At 69.3% G+C, this 15,221-nt stretch carries 18 protein-coding genes; 7 read left to right on the plus strand and 11 right to left on the minus strand.

Features of this window, described 5'->3' with window-relative positions; translation table 11 throughout:
- The first annotated feature begins 157 nt into the window (after positions 1 to 157).
- Together A5750_RS09795 and A5750_RS09800 are read left to right on the plus strand one after the other, a co-directional pair.
- Positions 158 to 820 (plus strand): (2Fe-2S)-binding protein, encoded by a 663-nt coding sequence (locus A5750_RS09795; protein WP_067262356.1) that lies wholly within the window; start codon positions 158 to 160, stop codon positions 818 to 820.
- 44 nt (positions 821 to 864) lie between these two features.
- Complete coding sequence (locus A5750_RS09800; RefSeq protein ID WP_066950636.1) at positions 865 to 1,491, plus strand: flavodoxin family protein; 627 nt, start codon at positions 865 to 867, stop codon at positions 1,489 to 1,491.
- Between the two features lie 14 nt (positions 1,492 to 1,505).
- Here A5750_RS09800 and A5750_RS09805 read toward each other — a convergent pair whose 3' ends face one another.
- Genes A5750_RS09805 through A5750_RS09815 form a run of 3 tightly spaced genes read right to left on the minus strand, consistent with a single transcriptional unit; the run spans position 1,506 to position 3,206 of the window.
- A complete protein-coding gene (locus A5750_RS09805) occupies positions 1,506 to 1,724 on the minus strand; it encodes a DUF3046 domain-containing protein (RefSeq protein ID WP_197505401.1) in 219 nt (72 codons plus the stop codon).
- Positions 1,725 to 1,743: 19 nt separating this feature from the next.
- Positions 1,744 to 2,007, minus strand: coding sequence for a hypothetical protein (locus A5750_RS09810; protein WP_066950408.1), 264 nt, complete (start codon positions 2,005 to 2,007; stop codon positions 1,744 to 1,746).
- Positions 2,008 to 2,039: 32 nt separating this feature from the next.
- Positions 2,040 to 3,206, minus strand: coding sequence for a glycosyltransferase (locus A5750_RS09815; protein WP_067262360.1), 1,167 nt, complete (start codon positions 3,204 to 3,206; stop codon positions 2,040 to 2,042).
- 53 nt (positions 3,207 to 3,259) lie between these two features.
- Here A5750_RS09815 and A5750_RS09820 point away from each other — a divergent pair, with 53 nt between their 5' ends.
- On the plus strand, positions 3,260 to 3,691 hold the full coding sequence (locus A5750_RS09820) for a limonene-1,2-epoxide hydrolase family protein (protein ID WP_067262363.1): 432 nt from the start codon (positions 3,260 to 3,262) through the stop codon (positions 3,689 to 3,691).
- 4 nt (positions 3,692 to 3,695) lie between these two features.
- On the opposite strand, the gene A5750_RS09825 is transcribed toward A5750_RS09820, so the two are convergent.
- The 4 genes from A5750_RS09825 to pgsA form a co-directional block, all read right to left on the minus strand.
- Positions 3,696 to 4,505 carry a hypothetical protein gene (locus tag A5750_RS09825; protein WP_067262367.1) on the minus strand — a complete coding sequence of 270 codons (810 nt, stop codon included), beginning with the start codon at positions 4,503 to 4,505 and terminating at the stop codon, positions 3,696 to 3,698.
- A gap of 10 nt (positions 4,506 to 4,515) precedes the next feature.
- Positions 4,516 to 5,346 carry a phage shock protein PspA gene (gene pspA, locus A5750_RS09830; RefSeq protein WP_066950423.1) on the minus strand — a complete coding sequence of 277 codons (831 nt, stop codon included), beginning with the start codon at positions 5,344 to 5,346 and terminating at the stop codon, positions 4,516 to 4,518.
- A gap of 127 nt (positions 5,347 to 5,473) precedes the next feature.
- Positions 5,474 to 5,812 (minus strand): transcriptional regulator ClgR, encoded by a 339-nt coding sequence (gene clgR, locus A5750_RS09835; protein WP_066950425.1) that lies wholly within the window; start codon positions 5,810 to 5,812, stop codon positions 5,474 to 5,476.
- A 114-nt stretch (positions 5,813 to 5,926) separates the two neighbouring features.
- A complete protein-coding gene (gene pgsA, locus A5750_RS09840; protein WP_066950429.1) occupies positions 5,927 to 6,526 on the minus strand; it encodes a CDP-diacylglycerol--glycerol-3-phosphate 3-phosphatidyltransferase in 600 nt (199 codons plus the stop codon).
- A gap of 56 nt (positions 6,527 to 6,582) precedes the next feature.
- Here pgsA and A5750_RS09845 point away from each other — a divergent pair, with 56 nt between their 5' ends.
- Positions 6,583 to 7,098 (plus strand): amino-acid N-acetyltransferase, encoded by a 516-nt coding sequence (locus A5750_RS09845; RefSeq protein ID WP_197505395.1) that lies wholly within the window; start codon positions 6,583 to 6,585, stop codon positions 7,096 to 7,098.
- Between the two features lie 10 nt (positions 7,099 to 7,108).
- On the opposite strand, the gene A5750_RS09850 is transcribed toward A5750_RS09845, so the two are convergent.
- Positions 7,109 to 9,589 (minus strand): DNA translocase FtsK, encoded by a 2,481-nt coding sequence (locus tag A5750_RS09850; RefSeq protein WP_156659342.1) that lies wholly within the window; start codon positions 9,587 to 9,589, stop codon positions 7,109 to 7,111.
- A 177-nt stretch (positions 9,590 to 9,766) separates the two neighbouring features.
- On the opposite strand from A5750_RS09850, the gene A5750_RS09855 reads away from it, so the two are divergent.
- From A5750_RS09855 to A5750_RS09865, 3 genes are read left to right on the plus strand one after another with little or no spacing between them, the layout of a single operon-like run.
- Positions 9,767 to 10,081 carry a putative quinol monooxygenase gene (locus A5750_RS09855; protein WP_066950438.1) on the plus strand — a complete coding sequence of 105 codons (315 nt, stop codon included), beginning with the start codon at positions 9,767 to 9,769 and terminating at the stop codon, positions 10,079 to 10,081.
- Positions 10,078 to 10,899: a mycofactocin-coupled SDR family oxidoreductase gene (locus A5750_RS09860; RefSeq protein ID WP_066950641.1), complete on the plus strand. Its 822-nt coding sequence runs from the start codon at positions 10,078 to 10,080 to the stop codon at positions 10,897 to 10,899. Before A5750_RS09855 ends, A5750_RS09860 begins: the two co-directional genes overlap by 4 nt.
- Positions 10,900 to 10,903: 4 nt before the next feature.
- A complete protein-coding gene (locus A5750_RS09865; RefSeq protein ID WP_066950441.1) occupies positions 10,904 to 11,776 on the plus strand; it encodes an SAM-dependent methyltransferase in 873 nt (290 codons plus the stop codon).
- A gap of 6 nt (positions 11,777 to 11,782) precedes the next feature.
- On the opposite strand, the gene A5750_RS09870 is transcribed toward A5750_RS09865, so the two are convergent.
- The 3 genes from A5750_RS09870 to thyX form a co-directional block, all read right to left on the minus strand.
- A complete protein-coding gene (locus tag A5750_RS09870; protein ID WP_066950444.1) occupies positions 11,783 to 13,459 on the minus strand; it encodes a ribonuclease J in 1,677 nt (558 codons plus the stop codon).
- Positions 13,460 to 13,478: 19 nt separating this feature from the next.
- Complete coding sequence (gene dapA / locus A5750_RS09875; protein ID WP_066950447.1) at positions 13,479 to 14,381, minus strand: 4-hydroxy-tetrahydrodipicolinate synthase; 903 nt, start codon at positions 14,379 to 14,381, stop codon at positions 13,479 to 13,481.
- Between the two features lie 81 nt (positions 14,382 to 14,462).
- On the minus strand, positions 14,463 to 15,215 hold the full coding sequence (gene thyX / locus A5750_RS09880) for an FAD-dependent thymidylate synthase (protein ID WP_066950644.1): 753 nt from the start codon (positions 15,213 to 15,215) through the stop codon (positions 14,463 to 14,465).
- Between the last annotated feature and the right edge of the window lie 6 nt (positions 15,216 to 15,221).

Below are 15,221 nucleotides of genomic sequence, written 5' to 3' on the forward strand. Positions count from 1 at the left end.
AAAGGCGCCGACGGGGCATAAGCCCGAGGAAACCGGGGTGAATCCGGCGCGGTCCAGCCACTGTGACCGGGACCGGGCTGTCCCCACCGGAGAGCCACCGTCGGCGCTCCTCACCACAACCGGGGCGGATCTCCTTAAAGGCTTGGTTTGCGCATACATGGACATCTCCGCTGAGCTGGCCGAAATAGCCTGCTACAAAGGGTTTTTCACGTTGCCCGTGGGTGATGCCGCGGGTTGGCACCCGGTCGGGCGGTCCTACGCCGACGGCTTCACCGACCTGATCGACGCCACCGCCAGGCGGTATCGCACGACGGACCTGCGCGTCGCCGCCTCGTTGGTTCACCTCGGCCACGCCACCCGGCTGTGGTCACCCGTGCTCGCATGCGCGCTGGGTCACGGCGTCGTCCCCGACCTCAACGACTTGCAACGCGCCGACGACGGGGCGCAACTGCGGCTGCCCGCGCCCGTCGGGATCCCCGCGAACTCATCCGACGTGCTGTACCGGGTGGTGGTGCAAGAGCACATGGAGCCGCTCGCCGCCGGGCTGCGGGTCAAGCTGGCGCCCGCGCTGCTGGCGGGCAATGTCGCCTCCGCGCTGACCGGCGCCGCCCGGGCCCTGCTCGCGGTGCGGTCCGACCTCGGCCCGCGGATCGCCGAGATGACCCATGCGCTGCTCGGTACCGGCGGGCTGGCCGGATCGGGCGTCACCGGCCCACGCCTGGGCTTCAAACGTCATAGTTGCTGCCTCTTCTATCGCCTGCCGGGTCGGTCGGTCTGCGGCGATTGCGTGTTCGAGGCGCCACCGTCGGACCGGACTTAGCCGGTGCGTCGTTTGCGCTTGTGGTGCAGGGGTATTCGAGCATCATGTCCACAGCCGCACCGCAATCCCTGCGCGCCCTCGCGTTGACCTGCTCGTTGAAGAAGAGCCCGGAGCCGTCGAGCAGCGAGCTGATCGCCGATCAGGTGATGGCCCAACTGCGCAGCGCGGGCGTCGACGGCGAGAAGGTGCGCTGCGTGGACCTGGCGCTGCTGCCCGGCGTGGAAGCCGACATGGGTCCGGGCGACGAGTGGCCGGGGCTGCTGGAGAAGATCACCGCGGCGGACATCCTGGTGCTGGCGACGCCCACCTGGGTCGGCCACATGTCCAGCGTCGCGCAGCGCGTCCTGGAGCGCCTCGACGCTGCCATCTCCGATAAGGACGACGCCGGACGGCCCCGGATGGTGGGCAAAGTAGCACTGGCGGCGGTCGTGGGAAACGAAGACGGCGCGCACAAGATCGTCGCCGACCTCTTCCAGGCGCTCAACGACATCGGATTCTCGATTCCCGCTCAGGGGTGTACGTACTGGAACGGCGAGGCCATGCAGGGGACGAATTTCAACGACTTGGACGATGTGCCGGAAGCGGTGGCCACCACCACGGAAACGGCGGCCCGCAACGCCGTTCACCTCGCGGCTCTATTGCGGCAGAACGAGTACCCGCCCTACGAATGAGGTTGCGGCTCGCGTCACCACTGGTCGTGCGGCACGTCGAAGTCGACGCACAGGGCCCGCCACACGTCGCGGGGCTCGGCCCCGTCCTCGATCGCCTGGGCGGCGGTACGGCCGTCGAAACCGCTCAGCACATGGTCCGCCAGCACCGAAGAGCCGTACGCCGCACCGAATCGCAGGACGACGCGCTCGTTGAATTCCGTTAGCCGCACGCCAGCAAGATACCCACCGGGCAGCGATCGGACACCGGCCGCATTACCGCCAACTGGCCGGCAGGTCGATCAGGTGGTTGGGGCAGAAGTCCTGGACGGCCTCGGACATGGTCGTCCGCGCCCGCTGCGCCGACATTCGGGAGCGCAACTGCATGAAGGCGTATTCGGCCGGCGCATAGCCCTGCTCAGCGGCCGCCGGGTCGTCCATCAGCTGGCAGGCCTGCTGCTCGTCGCCGCTGTCGGCGCGGGCCACGCCCGAGCCGAACAGCAAGGCAAGAAGCAGGCAGCCCGCGGCGATCGTTCTCATTGCCGACGCCCTCCCTTCGCGAACCCGTCCGATCATCCCGCCGGAGCGAGCGCTTCGTGGCACACCCGGACCGGATCGGCCACGCCGACGATGCTAGCGGCGGCGGCTTGGGCGGCTTCCCGATAACGGGGCGACGACAGCACCTCGTTCACCGCAGCCACCAGCGCCTCGGCGGTCAACGGCCGGATCAGCCGCCCGCTGCCCTGCCGGACCACCCGGTTCGCCATCTCCCACTGATCCCCGCCACCGGGCACCGCGACCAGCGGCACCCCCGCCAGCAGCGTCTTGGCCACCATGCCGTGCCCACCGCCGCAGATCACCAGGTCGGCGTGGCGCAGCAACTCGGCCTGGCTGCCGAGCCCGACCACCGCCCACGGCGGCACTTGCAGATCCGCTCCCCCCAACCGCGAGACCACCAGCCGCGATCCGGCCGGCAGCGTCTCCCCCGGCCGCAGGTGCGCCAGCGCGACCTCCGCCAGCCCCTCGGTCCCGGTCATCGCGGTCGACGGCGCAACCACCAGCACGGGTCCGGAGCCCGGCGGGATTTCCAGCACCCGATCGGTCGGTTCGAAGTGCAGCGGACCCACCAGCACGGCCTCCGCCGGCCAGTCCGGCCGCGGCACCTCGAGGGCGGGCAGGGTGGCGATCAGCCTCCGCAGCGGCCCGGGATCGCGGGCAGGCAGTCCGATCTCGACCCGCACGGCCGCGCGCTGCCGCAGGCCCGCGCGCCAGGACCGCGCGGTGAGCGCCCGCATGGTGGCGTCGCGGAGCCGGCCGCGGATGCCGGTGCCCGGCGCCAGTCCGCTCCCTATCGGCGGCAGTCCCTTCGACGGCAGGTAGAGCGGATGCGGGTTGAGCTCGATCCACGGGATGCCCAACAACTCGGCGGCCATGCCGCCCCCGGCGGTGATGACGTCGGACACCACCAGGTCGGGCGCCAGGTCGCGCAGCGCCGGCACGTTGAGGATGGCCATCCGCGCCGCGCGCCGATGGATTCGGGCCCCGGCGTCGGCGTCGTCGTCGGTGGCGGCCAGCCCGTCCAGCGGGGCGGCGTCGATGCCGGCGGAGCGGGCCGTGTCGACCCACTCGGCGCCGGTGAACAGCGTGGGCTCGTCTCCGGCGTGGGCGAAGCGTTGGCACAGCGCGATCGCGGGAAACGAGTGCCCGGGATCAGGCCCGGCGACCACGGCGACGCGCATCGGCCTTACCCTGCCACAGCGCGCCGGCGAAACGCTCGCCTACGCTGGCACCCATGACCGAGCTGACTGGGACAACCGTTGCGAACACCCGCACGGTCGAGGGTTTTCTGAACGCCCTGCAGGATGCGGATTACGACGCCGCCGACGCGGCATTGGACGACAACCTCGTCTACGAAAATGTCGGGCTGCCGACGATTCACGGCCGCGCCAGGGCGATGAAGCTGTTTCGCCAGATGGACGGCCGCGCCGCCTTCGAGGTGAAGATCCACCGCATCGCCGCCGACGGCGGGGCGGTGCTCACCGAGCGCTCCGACGCCCTGATCTTCGGCCCGTTGCGGCTGCAGTTCTGGGTGTGCGGCGTGTTCGAAGTCCACGATGGGCGAATCACGTTGTGGCGCGACTACTTTGACTTCTTCGACATGTTCAAGGCCACCCTTCGCGGCCTGGCCGCCGTGGTGCTGCCGTCGCTGAAAGCGACGTTCTAGCCCGCTAGCTCGCGCCGCGCAAGCCGCCGAGTTCGTCGAACGCCTGCGCCCAGCCGACCAGCCGGTCGGTTGCCCCGGCCAGCTCGGCGCGGTAGCGCTGCGAGGCGGCCAACTGATCGCCGTTGGCCGAAGACACCAATTGGGCTGCGGCGGTTACCATCTCGTTGTACTGACGGACGCCGGCGCTCAACTGCGCGGTGAACGCGTTGATGGTGGGCACCAGATACGCCCGCGATGATTCGCTGGACTGTGCCGCCCGCTCCATCGACACCACCTCCGCGGCGGTGGCCGCCATGGCCGCCGAGGTCTTGCCGGCCGCCGCGGTCAGGTCACGGATCTCGGCGGTCGGCAACATCGAGCCGCGCTCGATCACGTTCAGCAGCGAGAGGAATCCGCGTTCGGAGGCGCCCAGCGCGTACATGGCGGGCCGCGCCGCCGACCCCGGTGGCGGCAGCCGGCGCGCGTTCGCCGGCCGGGGCGTGGGCAGCGGCTCGGAGCGCAGCCACCGGTAGCGGAACAACAACAGCGTCGCCGGGATGGCCATGATGACCGAGACGGCGCCGGTGATCTCCAGCAGCAGCGCGAACCATCCCCAGGCCGCCAGCAGCATCGTCACCAACGCCCAGAACACGCAACCGGCGGCGAAGATCAGGCCCCACCGCAGTGCGCGACGTTGCCGCCGCAGCAGCCGCGCACGCGGATCCGCGGCGGCGCTGATCTTCTGGGCCACCAGATCGGAAAGGTCGACGGCCGTGGCCAACCCGCGCCCCAGCAACGTGCGCCAGAGCCCGCGCCGCGTCTCGCTCACCGCCACGACACCCGCGTTACTGGCCAAACGGCTTCTCGGTGACCGCGCCCCCGGTGGTCTCGGCGGACGCGGGCTTCGCCTCCGGAGTGGCCCCGGCGGCGGGTGTCCCACCGGCCGGCAGCGCTTCGCCGCGCATCGACGCGCGGATCTGCTCCAGCCGGGAGTGACCGGCCATCTGCACCCCGGCCTGCTCGACCTCGAGCATGCGGCCCTGCACCGAACCCTGTGCGAGTTCGGCGGAGCCGATCGCGTTGGCGTAGCGGCGTTCGATCTTGTCGCGCACCTCGTCGAGGCTGGGCACGTTGCCAGGGGCGGCGATCTCGCTCATCGACCGCAGCGAGGCGCTCACCTGTTCCTGCATCTTGGCCTGCTCGAGCTGGCTGAGCAGCTTGGTGCGCTCGGCGATCTTCTGCTGCAGCACCATCGCGTTCTGCTCGACCGCCTTCTTGGCCTGCGAGGCCGCGCTCAGCGCCTGGTCGTGCAGCGTCTTGAGGTCCTCGACGCTCTGCTCGGCGGTCACCAGCTGGGCCGCGAACGCCTCGGCGGCGTTGTTGTACTCGGTGGCCTTGGCGGCGTCACCGGCCGCGGTGGCCTGGTCGGCGAGCGTCAGGGCCTGCCGAACGTTGACCTGCAGCTTTTCAATGTCGGCGAGTTGCCGGTTCAGCCGCATCTCCAATTGGCGCTGGTTACCGATCACCTGCGCCGCCTGCTGCGTCAGCGCCTGATGCGTGCGTTGCGCTTCCTCGATGGCCTGCTGGATCTGCACCTTGGGGTCGGCGTGCTCGTCGATCTTCGCGTTGAACAGCGCCATCAGGTACTTCCACGCTTTGACGAACGGATTGGCCATGAGTGAGCTCCACCTTCGCTTCTTGTAGGCCGGATGGTCCCTGGATGGGCCGTCGCTTGTCGCTCAATTTAGTGGGTCGGGGCCGATCGCCCTACCCCTGGCGCTGGATCGCCGCGCCGGGCTGCGCTCAGGCGATCGCCAGGGACGCCACCGGCGGGATGACGACCTTGGTGCCGGCGTCGATGCTGGGACCGCGGGCGCCATCGACGGACGCACCGTGGGCCGCCCGTTCCTGGCCAGCCATCCGCTCGCCGGCGTCGGTGAGCACCGACGACAGCGGCACCCGTAATGCCTCGCAGATCGCGTTGAGCAGCTCGCTGGAGGGCTCCTTGCGCCCGCGTTCCACCTCGGACAGGTATCCGAGGCTCACCCGCGCCGAATCGGACACCTCGCGCAGCGTCCGGCCCTGTGTCACCCGGGCCTCGCGCAGCACGTCGCCGATGACCTCGCGCACTAATGACGGCATCCCTGCCCTCCTTCGTCCAGTCAGCCCCGCTCGGCACGAAATCGACCGCGGCAGATGCTCACTACGTGAAACGCGGGTGGCGGGGTCTTGGTTCCCGTTCGGCGACCGTAAAAATCAGTCGGTCGTCCGGCGCACTTCCCGAACGGTCGACACCACGTAGTCGATGCCGGTGACGATCGTCAGAACGATGGCCGCACCCATCACCACCGCCGCCGTCACCCGGAACGGCCCGGCCAGCGGCAGGATGAACAGGCCGATCGCCACCGCCTGGACCACGGTCTTGACCTTGCCGCCCCAACTGGCCGGGATGACCCCCCGGCGAATGACCGCCAGCCGCAGCACCGTGACCCCGAACTCGCGGACCAGGATCACGACCGTGACCCACCACGGCAGCTCGCCGAGCATCGACAGACCAATCAGCGCCGACCCGACCAGCGTCTTGTCCGCGATCGGATCGACAAACGCCCCGAATTCGGTCGCCATGCCGTAGTTGCGGGCCAGCAGGCCGTCCAGGCGATCCGTGATCGCGGCAACCGCGAAAATCACGAAAGCCACGATCCGGAAAGCGGTCTCGTGACCATCTTTGGCGAACAGCGCGAGGAGGAAGATCGGGACCAACACCAGCCGCAACAGCGTCAGCGTGTTGGCGAGGTTCGCGATATGGACGCGGCCCGGCGGTCCCATCAACGGTCCCGTTTGCGGCTGCCCCGACACCGCAACAGAATAACTGTTGACCAGTGCACCCGTCCCCGATGCCGATACTGTTAGCCGTGACTGAAAGTCCGCAGGACTGCCGAGCGGTGGTGCGCCGCGCGCGAACGTCCGATGTCCCCGCGATCAAACAGCTCGTCGACACCTACGCGGGGAAGATCCTGCTCGAGAAGAACCTGGTGACGCTATACGAGGCCGTCCAGGAGTTCTGGGTGGCCGAATGCGGCGACGACGTGGTCGGTTGCGGCGCCCTGCACGTGATGTGGTCCGACCTGGGCGAGATCCGCACCGTCGCGGTCGACCCGGCGATGACGGGCCACGGCATCGGCCACGCGATCGTCGACCGGTTGCTGGAGGTCGCACGCGAGCTGCAGCTGAAGCGGCTGTTCGTGCTGACGTTCGAGACCGAGTTCTTCGGCAAGCACGGGTTCACCGAGATCGAGGGCACGCCGGTCACCGCCGAGGTGTTCGAGGAGATGTGCCGCTCCTACGACATCGGTGTCGCCGAGTTCCTGGACCTGAGCTACGTCAAGCCCAACATCCTGGGCAACTCCCGGATGCTGCTGGTGCTGTGAATCTTCGGCGCTAGTCGGGGTCGCCGCCGTCGGCGTCGCCGCCACCCCGGATCAACGCCAGCGTCCCGGCCAGCTCGTCGGGCTTGACCAGCACCTCGCGCGCCTTGGATCCCTCGCTGGGCCCGACGATGCCGCGGGTTTCCATCAGGTCCATCAGCCGGCCGGCCTTGGCGAAGCCGACGCGCAGCTTGCGCTGCAGCATCGAGGTCGAGCCGAATTGGCTGGACACCACCAGCTCGACGGCCTGCAGGAACACGTCCATGTCGTCACCGATGTCCGGGTCGACGTCGGTGCGTTCGCTGGTGGTCTTGGCGGCGGTGACGCCCTCGGTGTATTCGGGCTCGGCCTGATCCTTGCAGGCGTTGACGACGGCGTGGATCTCCTCGTCGGTGATGTAGGCGCCCTGCAACCGCAGCGGCTTGCTCGCGCCCATCGGCAGGAACAGGCCGTCGCCCATGCCGATCAGCTTCTCGGCACCGGCCTGGTCCAGGATCACCCGGCTGTCGGTGAGCGACGACGTGGCGAACGCCAGCCGCGACGGCACGTTGGTCTTGATCAGCCCGGTGACCACGTCGACCGACGGGCGCTGGGTGGCCAGCACCAGGTGAATGCCGGCCGCGCGGGCCTTCTGGGTGATCCGCACGATCGCATCCTCGACGTCGCGCGGCGCGGTCATCATCAGGTCGGCCAGCTCGTCGACGATCGCCACGACGTACGGGTACGGCCGGTATTCGCGCTGGCTGCCCAGCGGCGCGGTGATGGCCCCCGACCGCACCTTTTCGTTGAAGTCGTCGATGTGGCGCACCCGCGACGCCTGCATGTCCTGGTAGCGCTGCTCCATCTCCTCGACCAGCCACGCCAGCGCGGCGGCCGCCTTCTTGGGCTGAGTGATGATCGGGGTGATCAGGTGCGGGATGCCCTCGTACGGGGTGAGCTCCACCATCTTCGGGTCGATCAGGATCATCCTGACCTCTTCGGGGGTGGCGCGGGTCAGCAACGACACCAGCATGGAGTTGACGAAGCTGGACTTGCCGGAGCCGGTGGACCCCGCGACCAGCAGGTGCGGCATCTTCGCGAGGTTGGCCGAGATGAAGTCGCCCTCGATGTCTTTGCCCAGCCCGATCACCAGCGGGTGGTGGTCGCGGCGGGTCGACGGCGCGGTCAGCACGTCGGCCAGCCGCACCATTTCCCGGTCGGTGTTGGGCACCTCGATGCCCACGGCGGACTTGCCGGGGATCGGGGCCAGCATGCGCACGCTCTCGGTGGCCACCGCGTAGGCGATGTTCTTCTGCAGCGCGGTGATCTTCTCCACCTTCACGCCCGGCCCGAGCTCGACCTCGTAGCGGGTGACGGTCGGCCCGCGGGTGCAGCCGGTGACGGCCGCGTCGACCTTGAACTGGGTGAGCACCTCGCCGATGGCGTCGGCCATGACGTTGTTGGCGGCGCTGCGCTTCTTCGGCGGGTCGCCCGCCACCAGCAGGCTCATCGACGGCAGGGTGTACGGACCCTCGACGACGCGGTCCAGCACCTCGGTCTTCTTCTTGTCGCGGCGGCGACTCTTCCCGATGGCCGGCTCCGGCGTGGTGGGGATGTCGTCCTCGTTGTCGCGCAGGGCGGGGGCCGGGTCAGCCGGCCAGGCCGGCGGCCCGTCTTCGGGGTCGAGCGAACTCTCGTCGTAGAAGTCGTCGGAAAAGTCCTGGACCGCATCGGAATCCGCGTAGTCGTCAAAGTCGTCGTAGTACTCGTCATCACCGAGCAACCGGGCGCCGAACATGGCGCGGACGGCGTCGGGCACCTCCCGGATGGTGGTGCCCGTCAGCAACAGCAGGCCGAACATGAAGCCGATGAACAACAACGGCGCGGCGATCCACGCGGTCAGCCCGTCGGACAGTGGGCCGCCGATGGCGAAGCCGATGAACCCCGCCGCGCGGCGCCGCGCTTCCGGGTCCTCGGGCGAGCCCGACCACAGGTGCCGCAGGCCGAGCACGGAAAGCGCGATCAGGGTGGCGCCCAGGATCAGCCTGGGCCGCGCATCGGGGTTGGGCTGGGTGCGCATCAGCGTCACCGCCACCGCGGCGGTGACGACCGGGAGCGCCAGGACCCCCGCCCCGATGAAGGTGCGCAACAGCGTGTCGACCCACGCGCCGACCGGCCGGGCGGCGTTGAACCACGAGCTCGCGGCGACCACGACGGAAAGGCCGAGCAGCATCAGCGCGATCCCGTCGCGGCGGTGCCCCGGGTCGATGTCGCGGGCCCGGCCGATCGATCGGGCGGCGCCGCCGGTGCTGCGCGCCGCCATCAGCCAGGTGGCGCGCAGGGCGCGCCCGCCGGTCAGCCCGGCGGCCAGCAGCAGCGAGTGGTTGCGCCGTTTGGCGGGCCTCCTCGGCCGCTTACGGGGCGCCGCCGGCCGCCCGCGACCCGACCCACTTCGTGAAGGGGCCTTTGACCTGCTCGTTCTGGCTTTGGAGCGGGCGGCGGTCTTGTTAGCCATGTCGGCAAGGGTAGTCGCACCGCCATCATCTGCACCACCCGCCACACTGGTAACGGTTTGGTCATGTGAGCCATCTGACGGGTGGGCCACTCGGCTGCGTGGGTAGGGTGGCAACCGGTGATTTAGATAACAGAAGTCATGCGCGTCACCACCCCGTAGCCCCCAGGAGGCCCCAGCATGCCCGTCGTCGTCGTTGCCACAATGACCGTTAAACCCGAATCGGTCGACGCAGTCCGCGACATCCTTACGCAGGCTGTGGAGGAAGTGCACAACGAACCCGGCTGCCAGTTGTACTCGCTGCACCAATCGGGCGAGACCTTCGTCTTCGTCGAGCAGTGGGCCGATCCCGAGGCGCTGAAGGCCCACAGCACCGCTCCCGCCGTCACCAAGATGTTCACCGCGGCCGGCGACCACCTCGCCGGGGCGCCGGACATCAAGATGCTGCAGCCGGTTCCCGCCGGCGACCCGGACAAGGGTCAGCTCCGGTCCTGATGACGCGGCCCCTCGAAGGCAAGATCGCCTTCATCACCGGCGCGGCGCGCGGCCAGGGACGCGCCCACGCCGTGCGGCTCGCCGCCGACGGCGCGAGCATCATCGCGGTCGACCTGTGCGACCAGATCGCCAGCGTGCCCTATCCCCTGGCCACCGAGGACGACCTCGCGCAAACCGTCAAGCTGGTCGAGGACACCGGCGCCCGGATCGTGGCCGCCCGCGGCGACGTGCGCGACCGGGCCTCGCTGTCGGCCGCGCTGCAGGCGGGCCTGGACGAGTTCGGCCGGCTCGACATCGTCGTGGCCAACGCAGGTATCGCACCGATGCAGTCCGGCGACGACGGCTGGCGCGACGTCATCGACGTCAACCTCACCGGCGTCTACAACACCATCAAGGTGTCCATCCCGACCATGGTCAAGCAGGGCACCGGCGGCTCGATCGTGCTGATCAGCTCGAGCGCCGGACTCGCCGGCGTCGGCAGCCCGGACGCCGGTTCCGTCGGCTACGCCGCCGCCAAGCACGGCGTGGTGGGGCTGATGCGGGTATACGCGAATCTGCTTGCCACACAGTATATCCGGGTCAACTCGATCCATCCTTCCGGTGTCGAGACCCCGATGATCAACAACGAGTTCACCCGGGAATGGCTGGCCAAGATGGCCGCCGCGACCGACACACCGGGCGCCATGGGCAACGCCATGCCGGTGGAGGTGCTGGACGTCGAGGACGTCGCCAACGCGGTGGCGTGGCTGGTGAGCGACCAGGCCCGCTACATCACCGGGGTGACGCTGCCGGTCGATGCGGGCTTTTTGAACAAGTAGTCGAATGGCACGAAATCCCGCCGCGCAGACCGCTTTCGGCCCGATGGTGTTGGCCGCCGTCGAACAGAACGAGCCACCGGGCCGCCGCCTGGTGGACGACGACCTCGCGGAACTGTTTCTGCCGGCGCCGCTGCGCTGGCTCGTCGCGGCCACCCGCGTGGCCCCCGTGCGCCGCTTGATGGTCCGCGGATCGGAGTGGACCGGCCGCGGCCTGTGGGCGAACCTGGCCTGCCGCAAGCGTTTCATCGGCGACAAGCTGGCCGAGGCGCTCGAGGGCGTCGACGCGGTCGTCATCCTCGGCGCCGGATTGGACACCCGCGCCTACCTGCTGACCCGCCAAGTCCGCATCCCCGTCTTCGAAGTCGACCTGCCGGTCAACGTCGCCAGGAAGGTGAAGACGGTCCGGCGGGTGCTGGGCGGGCCGCCGATGTCGGTGCGGCAGGTGGCGTTGGACCTGGCGCGCGACGACTTGCTGACCGCCCTGGCCGAGCACGGCTACCGCACCGATTACCGGGCCTTCTTCATCTGCGAAGGAGTCACCCAGTACCTGACCGAAGCAACCGTTCGCCGGACGCTGGAGGGGTTGCGCGCGGCCGCGCCGGGCAGCCGTCTGGTATTCACCTACGTCCGGCGGGATTTCATCGACGGTACGAATCGATACGGCACTCGCACGCTCTATCGCAGCGTCCGCCAGCGCAGGCAGTTGTGGCACTTCGGGTTACAACCCGAGGAGGTCGGCGAGTTCGTCGGCGAATACGGCTGGCGGCTGCTGGAGCAGGCCGGGCCCGACGAACTCCTCGAGCGTTACGTGGAGCCCACGGGTCGCAAGCTGAAGGCCTCGCAACTGGAATGGTCGGCCTACGCGGAGAAGCTCTAGGGCGGGTCAGACCTCGATGACCGTCGGCACGATCATCGGTTGCCGGCGGTACACCTCGCCCACCCACTTGCCGACGGTGCGGCGCACGGCCTGCGCGATGCGGCCCGGATCGGTGATGTTGTCCGCGGCAAGCAGTTCCAGCTCCGCCTCGACCCGGCGCCCGGCGGGCTCCAGCGCCTTGGGGTCTTCGGAGAAGCCGCGCGAATGCAAGTGCGGCGCGGCCACGGGGCGCCCGGTGCCGCGCTGGACGACGACGGTCACCGCGACGAAGCCCGACGACAGGATGAGCCGTTCCCCCAGCGTGATGTCGCCGACGTCGCCGCTGATCAGCCCGTCGACGAACATCTTGCCGACCGGAACCGCCCCGGCGATCGACGCCGTGCCGGCGACCAGGTCGACGCTGACGCCGTTCTCGGCCAACAGGATCGACTCCTCCGGCACCCCGGTGCTGGCCGCCAGCTTGGCGTTGGCGCGCAGCATCCGCCAGGTGCCGTGCACCGGCATGACGTTGCGCGGCCGCACACCGTTGTAGAGGAACAACAGCTCGCCGGCATACGCGTGGCCCGAAACATGCACGCGTGCTTGGGCGTTCGTGACGACGCGCGCCCCGATCTTGGCGAGCGCGTCGATCACGCCGTAGACCGCCTCCTCGTTGCCGGGGATCAGTGACGACGCCAGCACGATCAGGTCTCCCGCGGTGAGCGTGATGCTGCGATGCTCGCCGCGCGACATCCGCGACAGCGCCGACATGGGCTCGCCCTGGGTGCCGGTGGTGATCAGCACCACCCGCTCGGGCGGCATCATCTCGGCGGCGCCGATGTCGATCACGTCGGAATCGGCCACCCGCAGGAACCCCAGCTCGCGGGCGATGCCCATGTTGCGCACCATGGACCGCCCGACGAACGACACCCGCCGGCCCAATGCGACCGCGGCATCGATGATCTGCTGTACCCGGTCGACGTTGGAGGCGAAGCAGGCCACGATCACCCGGCCCTCGGCGCCCCGGATCAGGCGGTGCAGCGTCGGTCCCACTTCGCTCTCCGACGGTCCGACGCCGGGGATCTCGGAGTTGGTCGAGTCGCACAAGAACAGGTCCACACCGGCGTCGCCGAGCCGCGACATGCCGGGCAGATCGGTGGGCCGGCCGTCCAGGGGAAGCTGGTCGAGCTTGATGTCGCCGGTGTGCAAGACGGTTCCCGCGCCGGTGTGCACGGCGATCGCCAGCGCATCCGGGATCGAGTGGTTGACGGCGAAGTATTCGCACTCGAAGACGCCGTGGGTGCTCCGCTGGCGTTCGCTGACCTCGACGAACACCGGCTTGAGCCGGTGCTCGCGGCATTTCGCGGCGACCAGCGCCAGAGTGAACTTCGACCCGACGACCGGGATGTCGGGGCGCAGCTTGAGCAGGAACGGGATGCCGCCGATGTGGTCCTCGTGCGCGTGGGTCAGCACCAGCGCCTCGATGTCGTCGAGCCGGTCGGAGATGTGGCGCAGGTCCGGAAGTATCAGGTCCACCCCGGGCTCGTCATGGGTGGGGAACATCACCCCGCAGTCGATGATCAGCAACCGGCCGAGATGCTCGAAAACCGTCATGTTCCGGCCGATTTCGCTGATGCCACCGAGCGCGGTGACCCGCAACCCACCAGTGGTCAAGGGACCAGGAGGGGCGAGGTCTACATCCACTTACGGGCCACCCTCTGGCTCACCGGAGCACCGAAGCCGCGCGCATATCGGCGGCCAGCGCGTCGATCTGCTCGGGCGACGCCGGCATTTGCGGCAGCCGGGGATCGCCGACTTCGATGCCCTGCAGACGCAGACCCGCCTTGGACATCGTCACGCCGCCCAGCCGGCTCATCGCGTTGCACAGCGGGGCGACGGAGACGTTGATCTTCCGCGCGGTGGCGATGTCGCCGGAAGCGAAGGCGGACAACATCTCTCGGAGCTGACCCGCGGCCACATGGGAGATCACGCTGATGAAGCCGGTGGCGCCCATGGCCAGCCACGGCAGGTTCAGCGCGTCGTCCCCGGAGTAGTAGGCCAGCCCGGTCTCGGCGATGATCTGACCGCCGCTGTGCAGGTCGGCTTTGGCGTCCTTGATTCCCACGATGTTCGGATGGGCGGCGAGCGCACGGATGGTCTCGGTCTCGATCGGGATCACCGAGCGCGGCGGGATGTCGTAGAGCAGCACCGGCAGGTCGGTGGCGTCGGCGACGGCGGTGAAGTGCGCGATGAGGCCGCTCTGCGGCGGCTTCGAGTAGTAGGGCGTGACCACCAGCAATCCGTGGGCGCCCTCGGCCGCGCAGGCCTTGGCCAGCCGGACGCTGTGAGCGGTGTCATAGGTGCCCGCGCCCGCGATCACCCGGGCGCGGTCGCCCACCGCCTCCAGCACGACGCGGAGCAGTTCCCGCTTCTCGTCGTCAGTGGTGGTCGGCGACTCGCCGGTGGTGCCGGAGACCACGAGGCCGTCACACCCCGCGTCCACCAGGTGGTTCGCCAGGTGTGCCGCGGCGGCGGTATCGAGGGAGCCGTCGGGAGCGAACGGTGTCACCATCGCGGTCAGCACGGTTCCCAACTGGGCCGGGGCGTCGAATCCGACGGTGCTCACGGTCCTTAGGTTACCTGGCGGCGGCAAGGTATTTGGCAACGGCGCGGACGTGCGTTGCCGGGGCGGCGGGGGTGGTCAGCCTCAGGCTTCGGTCGCCAGCGGGCTGGTGGCTACCTCGGTCCCGTCGGCCAGCGTCGAGATCTCGAAGTCGGCGAACACCGCGGGCACGGCGTCGGCGAGCTGACGCAGGCACTCGATGGCCAGCCGCCGGATTTCCACGTCGGCGTGCTCACTGGCGCGCATGGCGATGAAGTGCCGCCAGGCCCGGTAGTTGCCCGTCACGACGATGCGGGTCTCGGTCGCGTTCGGCAGCACCGCCCGGGCGGCCTGGCGCGCCTGCTTGCGCCGCAAGACGGCGTTGGGTTGGTCGGCGAATTTCGCCTCGAGCTTGGCCAGCAAATCGGCGTAGGTGGCCCGGCTGGCGTCGGCGGCCTCGGTCAGGATCCGGCGCAGTTCGGGGTCGTCCTCCATGCCCGGGGGCACGACGACTCGCGAGTCGCCCTCCGGCACGTAGCGCTGCGACAGCTGCGAGTAGGAGAAATGCCGGTGCCGGATCAGCTCGTGCGTGAGCGATCGCGAAATGCCGGTGATGTAGAACGACACGCTGGCGTGCTCGAGCACCGAAAAGTGCCCGACGTCGATGATGTGCTTGATGTAGCCGGCGTTCGTCGCGGTCTTGGGATTGGGTTTCGACCAGCTCTGATAGCACGCCCTGCCGGCGAACTCGACCAGCGCCGCGCCACCGTCGGCGTCGGTGGTCCACGGCACGTCCGGCGGCGCCAGGAACTCGGTCTTGGCGATCAGTTGCACGCGTAGCGGCGCGGTCTCGGCCACGGCGCT

The organism is Mycobacterium sp. 852002-51613_SCH5001154, from assembly GCF_001667425.1.
GTDB lineage: Bacteria > Actinomycetota > Actinomycetes > Mycobacteriales > Mycobacteriaceae > Mycobacterium.

Bases quoted from the DNA above. Each gene is read 5' to 3' on its own strand.
- A5750_RS09795 (WP_067262356.1), top strand. From the start codon at position 158: ATGGACATCTCCGCTGAGCTGGCCGAAATAGCCTGCTACAAAGGGTTT.
- A5750_RS09800 (WP_066950636.1), top strand. From the start codon at position 865: ATGTCCACAGCCGCACCGCAATCCCTGCGCGCCCTCGCGTTGACCTGC.
- A5750_RS09810 (WP_066950408.1), bottom strand. From the start codon at position 2,007: ATGAGAACGATCGCCGCGGGCTGCCTGCTTCTTGCCTTGCTGTTCGGC.
- A5750_RS09815 (WP_067262360.1), bottom strand. From the start codon at position 3,206: ATGCGCGTCGCCGTGGTCGCCGGGCCTGATCCCGGGCACTCGTTTCCC.
- A5750_RS09820 (WP_067262363.1), top strand. From the start codon at position 3,260: ATGACCGAGCTGACTGGGACAACCGTTGCGAACACCCGCACGGTCGAG.
- pspA (WP_066950423.1), bottom strand. From the start codon at position 5,346: ATGGCCAATCCGTTCGTCAAAGCGTGGAAGTACCTGATGGCGCTGTTC.
- clgR (WP_066950425.1), bottom strand. From the start codon at position 5,812: ATGCCGTCATTAGTGCGCGAGGTCATCGGCGACGTGCTGCGCGAGGCC.
- A5750_RS09850 (WP_156659342.1), bottom strand. From the start codon at position 9,589: ATGGCTAACAAGACCGCCGCCCGCTCCAAAGCCAGAACGAGCAGGTCA.
- A5750_RS09855 (WP_066950438.1), top strand. From the start codon at position 9,767: ATGCCCGTCGTCGTCGTTGCCACAATGACCGTTAAACCCGAATCGGTC.
- A5750_RS09865 (WP_066950441.1), top strand. From the start codon at position 10,904: ATGGCACGAAATCCCGCCGCGCAGACCGCTTTCGGCCCGATGGTGTTG.